Origin of the sequence: Caldanaerovirga acetigignens, from assembly GCF_900142995.1 — a bacterium.
GTDB classification, from domain to species: domain Bacteria; phylum Bacillota; class Thermosediminibacteria; order Thermosediminibacterales; family Thermosediminibacteraceae; genus Fervidicola; species Fervidicola acetigignens.
The window spans coordinates 20,092-27,988 of record NZ_FRCR01000019.1 but is presented as its reverse complement, the minus strand read 5'-3'; the positions used below and the strand labels follow the sequence as shown (position 1 = coordinate 27,988).

At 41.9% G+C, this 7,897-nt stretch carries 9 protein-coding genes; 1 reads left to right on the top strand and 8 read right to left on the bottom strand.

The genetic code is table 11. The annotated features are described in order from the left end of the window. Nucleotides 1-159: PD-(D/E)XK nuclease domain-containing protein (locus BUB66_RS12795; protein ID WP_188092900.1), on the top strand; the 159-nt coding region annotated here is incomplete at its 5' end. 118 nt (nucleotides 160-277) lie between these two features. Here the strand turns inward: BUB66_RS12795 and BUB66_RS12790 are convergent. The 8 genes from BUB66_RS12790 to BUB66_RS10945 all read right to left on the bottom strand — a co-directional run bounded on the left by BUB66_RS12790 (nucleotide 278) and on the right by BUB66_RS10945 (nucleotide 7,880). Next, nucleotides 278-496 carry a hypothetical protein gene (locus BUB66_RS12790; protein ID WP_425291881.1) on the bottom strand — a complete coding sequence of 73 codons (219 nt, stop codon included), beginning with the start codon at nucleotides 494-496 and terminating at the stop codon, nucleotides 278-280. A 181-nt stretch (nucleotides 497-677) separates the two neighbouring features. Beyond that, nucleotides 678-1,535 carry an LCP family protein gene (locus BUB66_RS10975; RefSeq protein WP_073258460.1) on the bottom strand — a complete coding sequence of 286 codons (858 nt, stop codon included), beginning with the start codon at nucleotides 1,533-1,535 and terminating at the stop codon, nucleotides 678-680. 64 nt (nucleotides 1,536-1,599) lie between these two features. Then, nucleotides 1,600-2,661: a dTDP-glucose 4,6-dehydratase gene (rfbB, locus tag BUB66_RS10970; RefSeq protein WP_073258458.1), complete on the bottom strand. Its 1,062-nt coding sequence runs from the start codon at nucleotides 2,659-2,661 to the stop codon at nucleotides 1,600-1,602. Nucleotides 2,662-2,673: 12 nt separating this feature from the next. After that, entirely contained in the window at nucleotides 2,674-3,516 is an 843-nt protein-coding gene (gene rfbD, locus BUB66_RS10965; protein WP_073258456.1) for a dTDP-4-dehydrorhamnose reductase, read from the bottom strand. Next, nucleotides 3,513-4,085, bottom strand: coding sequence for a dTDP-4-dehydrorhamnose 3,5-epimerase (gene rfbC / locus BUB66_RS10960; RefSeq protein WP_073258454.1), 573 nt, complete (start codon nucleotides 4,083-4,085; stop codon nucleotides 3,513-3,515). The genes rfbD and rfbC overlap by 4 nt, the downstream gene beginning before the upstream one ends. Further along, on the bottom strand, nucleotides 4,082-4,957 hold the full coding sequence (gene rfbA, locus BUB66_RS10955) for a glucose-1-phosphate thymidylyltransferase RfbA (RefSeq protein WP_073258452.1): 876 nt from the start codon (nucleotides 4,955-4,957) through the stop codon (nucleotides 4,082-4,084). Before rfbA ends, rfbC begins: the two co-directional genes overlap by 4 nt. 299 nt (nucleotides 4,958-5,256) lie before the next feature. Then, on the bottom strand, nucleotides 5,257-6,657 hold the full coding sequence (locus BUB66_RS10950) for a sugar transferase (RefSeq protein ID WP_073258450.1): 1,401 nt from the start codon (nucleotides 6,655-6,657) through the stop codon (nucleotides 5,257-5,259). A gap of 89 nt (nucleotides 6,658-6,746) precedes the next feature. Next, nucleotides 6,747-7,880, bottom strand: coding sequence for a glycosyltransferase family 4 protein (locus tag BUB66_RS10945; protein WP_073258448.1), 1,134 nt, complete (start codon nucleotides 7,878-7,880; stop codon nucleotides 6,747-6,749). Between the last annotated feature and the right edge of the window lie 17 nt (nucleotides 7,881-7,897).

Below are 7,897 nucleotides of genomic sequence, written 5' to 3'. Positions count from 1 at the left end.
AAGGTATCGGAAGGCGACCCTGCAAAAGACGCGCAAAAGGCCTTAGAGCAGATAGAAAGCAAAAAATACGAGGCGGATTTGAGGGACAGGGGAATTAAGGATATCGTGAAAGTAGGCATCGCACTGAAAGGAAAAACGTGTTCCTGCAGGATAGCATGAAAAAAGCCCTACCACCAAGTTTTATCCCATGCCGAGCGCACACATATCGAGTAGGAGGGGGTGACTAACCCCCGTCCCCTCACACCACCGGACATGCGGGTCCGCATCCGGCAGTTCATCAAGCTTTACGAAGCCTCTGATAGCGTTCGGTCAGGCTCGTCAGGCCCTGGGGTTGCCAGTAGGCGTTGCCCAGGGCTCTATTCATTGGCCCGCGAGCAATCCGCCATGGCCCTCTCCGTGCATTGGCAAATTCGTGCACTACTCGCTCCAGCAACCCCAGTGCCCTAAGTTCACGATACCTCGTACGTACCCGATTCCACTGCTTCCAAAGGCACATGCGCAGCCTCCAGCGTATCCAGCCATCCAGGTCCTTGAATACGCTAGGTATTTAGGCGTCCTATGCGTTCGGCTATGTTTACTGGTTTGTTCCGGGCTGTTATCTCCCGTATACTTACTATTCTTCAAATAGAACTTCTGTTATCTAATCATATTCTGTACGGTTCCCAGGTATTTATTATCTAAAATCCAGTAGCTATTCCGTCAATATATTGCCCTTTTCCCTCAAGGAGGACACTTTCCAGCTTTAACTTTTCTAGTTGCTCTGAGTTCTTTAAAAAAGCTAGAATTTCCCTTAAAGAAAAATTTGTCGTGATTACTTCTGGGTTTTCAATAATATAATCAAGCAGCTCAGCATAAGCCTGTTTTTGCTTTATTTCAACAAATACACTTTGTAAAAACTTTTGCTGCCTTTTTATCCGCTCTATATCGCCGTCCCTAGCATGGACATACCGGAAAGCCTCCTCGCCGGTAAGCTTTACATGACCTGTGGATATAGGCTTTCCAATATTGTACCGGTTATTTATATCTTCCTCCACATCAAGGGTTACTCCCCCAAGACGGTCTATTAGCTGGACAAAAGCCGAGTAGTTCAACACCACAACCCTGTCGATTTTTATATCAAGAAGTTTTTCCACCGTTTTTTGCATCAATTCTGCGCCACCGTATGCATAGGCATGGTTTATCTTCGTTACCCCATACCCCGGGACTTCCACCCGGGAGTCCCGGGGTATAGACACCTGAATTATTTTCCCCTCCGCCGGTCGGACTGCAAAAAGCATAATTGTATCTGCCCGTCCACGTCCCGGCCGATAACTTCCCATAAACTCCCCTGAGTCGATTCCCAAAAGTAAAATATTCACCGGTTTTAGCGGTCTAATCTCGGTTTCCTTAGGCGGTAGACCAATTTCTTTTTCCATGTTTTTCAAGTTTTTATATATCTGGTAATACTTAAATCCGGCATAACTTAAAATAACAGCTGCTATGAAAAAAGCTACTATTATAAAGAACCTCTTCTTTCTTCCCAGAGGCTTCACCATTTCACAGGGGATTTAAAGCGGCATCTAACTTCTTTTTCTTGCAATTTTATTGCAAACCAACATATCATCTTTTGCTATAGTTCTTCTCATAAAACTCCAAATACTCTTGAGATATTACCCTTTTTACCCAATCTATATTGTTCAAATACCAATTCACCGTTTTCTCAATCCCATCATCAAACATTACTTCTGGCTCCCAACCGAGTTCCTTCATAATCTTTGTGGGATCGATTCCATAACGCCTATCGTGGCCTGGTCTATCCTTTACGTACCTTATTAGCCCCTCATTTATATTTTCATCTCCTGTTTTTTCCCTGAGTATTTCAATAATTTTCCTTACTATGTAGATATTTTCTTTTTCATTATGTCCACCTATGTTGTAAATTTCCCCAATTCTTCCTTTTTCTATCACCAAGTCTATTGCTCTGCAATGATCTTCTACGTACAGCCAATCCCTTATCTGCTTACCATCTCCATAAACGGGAAGTTCTTTGTGATTCAATGCGTTCCATATCATGAGTGGTATCAACTTTTCAGGAAACTGGTATGGACCATAATTATTCGAGCATCTTGTTATATTAACCGGCATTCCAAACGTATAATGGTACGCCTTTACCATCAAATCCGCTGAAGCCTTGCTTGCCGAATAGGGACTATGCGGGTCAAGAGGCGTTTCCTCCGTAAAATACCCAGTTGGTCCAAGTGAACCGTATACTTCATCCGTTGAAATTTGGATGAACTTCTTGCCTTCTTTCCACTTTCCGTTCCTATACCAATGTTTTTTGGCTACATCGAGTAGATTTTGTGTCCCAAGCACATTTGTCTTCAGAAAAACTTGCGGATCGAGTATCGATCTATCGACATGCGACTCCGCTGCAAAGTTGACAACTACGTCTATATCGTACGCTTCGAATATATAATCGACAAGTTCCGCATTGGTAATATCTCCTCGTATGAAATAAAATCTCTGTTTTTGCTCCTGGGTAAGGTTCTCGAGATTTTCCAGGTTGCCAGCATAGGTTAGTTTATCAAGACCAATGATTTTCCTATCTTTATACTTCCCAAGGTAGTAATATATAAAGTTGCTTCCTATAAATCCGGCACAACCGGTTACGAGTAAAATCAAAGACAATCCCCCTTATAGAAGGTTTAGTTCTTTTAAAAATCTGTCCGTTGCATCCTGCCAGGACGGCATTTCAAAGTTTATCGTTTCTTTTAAACCGAAGTTATTCAAAACGGAATAACCCGGCCTCTTTGCAGGAAGTTTAAATTCATCCCGTTTTGCTCTCTCAATCTTGTCTTTAAAATTAATTTTTTTCAGTATATACTCTGCCCACTCGTACCTTGAGGCTGGTGTATTTGTTATATGATAAAGCCCGTACGCTCTTTCTTTTATCAACAAATACGTTGCATATGCTAAATCAACTGCGTACGTCGGGGAACTTACTTCATCGTCTGCTATTCTAACTACATCTTTCCCCTTGATCCATTCAAGAACTTTTTTGGGAAAATTAATATTCCCACTTCCAAAAACCCAGCTGACTCGCACAAGATAATATTTTTGCGTCATTTGACAAAAGCGCTCGCCCAGCAGTTTACTTTCTCCGTATTTGTTTATCGGGTTTGGAGTATCGTATATCGTGTAGGGACTCTTTTTTTCCCCATCAAATACGTAATCTGTAGAATAATGCACTAGCTCTGCCCCTATTTCATTTGCAACTATTGCAAGATTTCTTACACCAAAGCCGTTGACAAGATACGCTGTTTTCCAGTCCTCTTCAGCTTTATCCACTGCATTATAAGTAGCACAGTTTATTATATGGCTTATGTTTTTGCCTTTAGTAAATTCTCTCAATATCCTTAAGTTCGTTATATCAAGTGTACCGTGGCCTGCCGGTATGTACTCAATGCCTTCTTTTTCGAACAACTTTTGAAACTCCTGGCCAAGTTGTCCGCTAGCACCTGTGATCAATACCTTCATCTTCTACACCCACTTTTAAGCCACTCTTTCAACGTTGGTAAATTTCTGTCCTTTTCAGACAGGATTGGCTCCTTTATCCCATACTCTTTAAGTGGCCAGTCAATCCCAATATCCGGATCATTCCATATGATTCCAGCATCACATTCTTTACAATAGTATTCCGTTGCCTTATATAGAAAGTCCGCATAATCACTTAATACAAGGAAGCCATGCGCGAATCCTTCTGGAATGTAAAGCATTTTTTTATTCTCTTCGCTCAAAATAACGCCAAACCATTTCCCAAAGGTTGGAGAATCTCTTCGCAAATCCACCGCCACATCGAACACGATGCCAGTAACTACCCTCACTAGTTTCCCCTGGGGGTGGGGATCCTGAAAGTGAAGACCTCTTAAGACTCCCTTAGTCGACCTTGAATGGTTATCTTGCACAAACTTTACATTTAAACCTATATCCAAAAAGTCCCTCTCATTCCATGCTTCCATGAAAAAACCCCTACTATCACTAAACACAGTTGGTTTTATTATATACAAGCCGTCTATTCCAGTTTCTATCTTTTCAAACTTGCTCATTCTCTCACTCCATTCGCCAAATCCATCAAATACCTTCCGTAGTCTGTTTTTTCCATCTCTTTTCCGAGCTTATAAAGTTGCTCCCTATCTATGTACCCCATTCTAAAGGCAACTTCTTCGATGCAGCCTATGTAAAAGCCCTGGCGCTTCTGGATCGTTTCCACAAAATTAGCTGCTTCCAGTAATCCATCATACGTTCCCATATCGAGCCACGTAAAACCTCTTCCAAAAAGTTCAACTTTTAGTTCCCCAATTTCTAAATATTTTCTATTTAAATCCGTTATTTCCAATTCCCCTCTTGCGGACGGTTTTAAACTTTTTGCAAATTCTACTACTTTTTCATCATAGAAATATAGCCCCGGAATGGCATAGTTTGATTTCGGTCTTTCAGGTTTTTCCTCGATTGAGATAACATTCCCCTGTTCGTCAAACTCAACAACACCATAAGGCCGGGGGTCTTTGACGTAATACCCAAAAATGACAGCACCTTTTTCCAAGGACGCTGCTTTCCTGAGCATAGCACCGAACCCCTGGCCATAGAAGATGTTGTCTCCAAGAATCAGCATAGATTTATCGCCATCGATAAACCTCTCACCAACGATGAACGCATCGGCAAGGCCTCGTGGTTCTGTTTGGATGGCATACTGTATATTAATTCCAATATGAGATCCATCTTTTAAAAGATTTCTGTAAAGTTCTACATACTCCGGATTGGTGATTATCAGCACATCTTTAATACCTGTAAGCATAACCGTGGAGAGTGGATAATAAATCATGGGTTTATCGTAAACTGGAACCAACTGTTTGCTAATTGCCTTTGTTATTGGATATAGTCGTGTTCCGTTTCCACCGGATAAAATAATGGCTTTCATGAAATCACCTCTAAACTTTACATAATTAAAGTTAAACAATTCTACCAAATTCTCCCTCAATTAATAATCATCTTATATTCCTGTTCTTTCCTAGTTTGGTTCTTCTTCAGCTGCCAAAAAATATGTATTTAGCTATTGCAAAAAATTTACGATATTCGCTTTTGTTATTCGACATAAAGTTATTTTTCCCTGCTATAAGCAGGAATTCCTACTAAAACGAATAGATATAACCATTAAAATCTATAAAAGTTACACATAATCAGAGAATTTTCAAGCTTCCGAGGCTTTTAAACTTTATTTCAGTGATTTTCCCTGCTTGAAGACAGCTCTTCGCTGCAGAGGACTATCATATTCTGCCACTGTTCATCGACGTCGATATTTTTTTTCTTTACAATGCCTTCCGCCAGCAAAACGGTTTTTATGGTTAGGAAGAATATTTTTAGATCCAGCAAAAGGGAATAATTGCTGATATAATACAGGTCATACCTAAGTTTATCCTCGAAGGAAGTATCGTAACTCCCCATTACCTGGGCCAGGCCCGTTATCCCGGGCTTCACCAGGTGGCGGTAGTTGTAATAAGGGTTGATTTGGCAGTATTTCTCGACAAAGACCGGCCTTTCGGGCCTCGGCCCAATAAGGCTCATGTCGCCCTTGAGGACATTGATCAGCTGTGGGATTTCATCAAGCCTCAGGGCCCGCAGTACCTTGCCCAGGGGGGCCAGCCGCGGGTCGTCTCTGCCGGCTATTACAGGGCCGGTATGTTTTTCAGCATCTTTTTTCATGGTCCGGAACTTATAAAGTTTGAATCTCTTCCCGTACTGGCCGACTCTCTCCTGGACGAAAAAGATCGGGCCTTCGGAGGTCAGTTTGATAAGGATCGATACAACGGCAATTAGAGGAAGGGATAAAATCAGGCCCAACAGCGCGCTGATAAAATCCAGTGCCCTTTTAATTGCCTGCTGGCCCTTACTTATATTCCAGTTGGGGAGTTCGAAAACCAGTAAATCATCGAAGGTGACAAGCCTGGCCTTCGGCATCAGGATTTCATATAAATCTGGGATGATAGCAATTTTCTTTCCCTTTAAAGAAGCGTCTACAATCTCCTTTTTTAAATTTTTAGCCGCCTCTGCCGTTAAAAATATGGTATCGGCCAGGGCTATGGCCCCTTTCAGCGTTTCTACCTCATTTCCCAGCACCGCATACCTGCAGTCCACCCATCCGCGGTCAATCCTAGAAATACTGTTTATTATCTGCTTTGCATCTTCCTCCCTGCCTACTATGAGCAATCGCTCCGGCCCGTGCATCTTTTTGTATAAATTTATTGCTATGTACCTTAAAATAACGATAAAAACCGTTTGCAGTATAAAACCACCGATAAAAACACTCCTTGGAAAAGCAAAACTCCGAAGGAAAAAGCTCGAAGCCATACCGATAACATTGGAAAAAAAGAGCGCAATTACGCTTGAAACAGCCAGTTCACTTATGTTTCTCCTTTCGATGTTATATAAACCGTATATGTTGAATAATATCAAAGCCGATATCGAAATTACAGGGATGACGGTAATGTATGCCTCTATATTCTCGGTCGAAAATTTGCCTTTCCATAGATAAAAAATTAATAAATAACCCAAATTGATAAAAAATATATCTAGCATTGCTAACAATAAGGAAATTAAATTCTTTTTGGTTATCCCATCCATCGGAGGAGCTCCCCTATTATTCTCTTAAATTAAAATAATTCGACGAGTTTTTCCTGCTAACAATTGTTATCAGGTAACCACTTTTAATGTTACAAATAACGCATGTAAATAGCCTCCATCTCATTGAGAACCCTGTCCAGGGAATAATCTTTAATCTTTTCACGGCCGGCTTGACCCATGGTTTTACGCAATTTTTCGTTTTCTATAAGACTCTTAAGGGCAAGAAACAAACCTTCAGTATCCCCTAATTCCAACAAAAACCCCGTTTTTCCGTGTTCTACCAGATCGCGACTGCCGCGCACATTAGTAGCCACCACCGGTTTCCCAGCAGCCATAGCCTCCATAATAGACTTAGGAAGGCCTTCACGCTTTGAGGTTAGAGTCACAATATCACTTTCCAGAAGGATTTGAGGTACATCCCGGCGGTAGCCTAGGAAATACACCCTAGGTATTTTTTCTTTCCTTACTTTTTTCTGCAGAACCTGCATCAGCTCTCCTTTACCTACCATCAGGAGGTGACAATTAGAACATTCTGCCGCTAGCTTTTTCCATGCACTCAAGAGCAACATGTGATTTTTATTGGGATTCATTTCTGCCACACAGGTGACAATTATATCAGAGTGAGAAAGGCCGAGTTTTACCCGTACGTATTCTCCTGTGGAAGACAGAGATGTATAATAGCTAAGATCTACTCCTACACCATGCACGTAAAAGAGGTTTCTGCCCGGCTCAAAGCTGAGCCGGCGGGCGCTTTCGAAATCTTCCCTATTGATCACGATGAGCCCGTCGGTCCAGCGGGAAGCCAGCCGTTCCAGGGGGTAATACAGGAGCCAGTTTTTTAAAGGTGCACCCCGGTAAAAGTGAAATCCATGAGCCGTGTATAGCACGGGGCCTTGATTTTTAGCTCTAGCCACGAATCTCCCTAGAAAAGCGGCTACGGGGGTATAGACATGGATAAGATCAAAACGGTAAGCCTCGAACAGGTAGCCTAATTCTTTCATAGCTCGCCAATTTTTAAGGCTATAGGGCGAACGGGAAAAAGTTATATCCCAGCACCTTGCCCCTGTAGCCTCTACATCTTCTTTTCCACCCTCATCTGGAGAAGCTGCTGCGTGTACTTCGTAGCCTTTATTTTGCAAAAGCTGCATAAAAGGTATGTGAAAATAAGCCAAGTGGGTATAGACTGTGGCGAGGAACAGGACTTTGCCTTTGGGGTTAAGCAAGTTTTTATCCCTGCTTT

Coding starts and splice junctions, on each gene's coding strand:
- BUB66_RS10950 (WP_073258450.1), bottom strand. CDS start 6,657: ATGGATGGGATAACCAAAAAGAATTTAATTTCCTTATTGTTAGCAATG.
- rfbC (WP_073258454.1), bottom strand. CDS start 4,085: ATGAGCAAGTTTGAAAAGATAGAAACTGGAATAGACGGCTTGTATATA.
- BUB66_RS10975 (WP_073258460.1), bottom strand. CDS start 1,535: ATGGTGAAGCCTCTGGGAAGAAAGAAGAGGTTCTTTATAATAGTAGCT.
- rfbA (WP_073258452.1), bottom strand. CDS start 4,957: ATGAAAGCCATTATTTTATCCGGTGGAAACGGAACACGACTATATCCA.
- BUB66_RS12790 (WP_425291881.1), bottom strand. CDS start 496: ATGTGCCTTTGGAAGCAGTGGAATCGGGTACGTACGAGGTATCGTGAA.
- rfbD (WP_073258456.1), bottom strand. CDS start 3,516: ATGAAGGTATTGATCACAGGTGCTAGCGGACAACTTGGCCAGGAGTTT.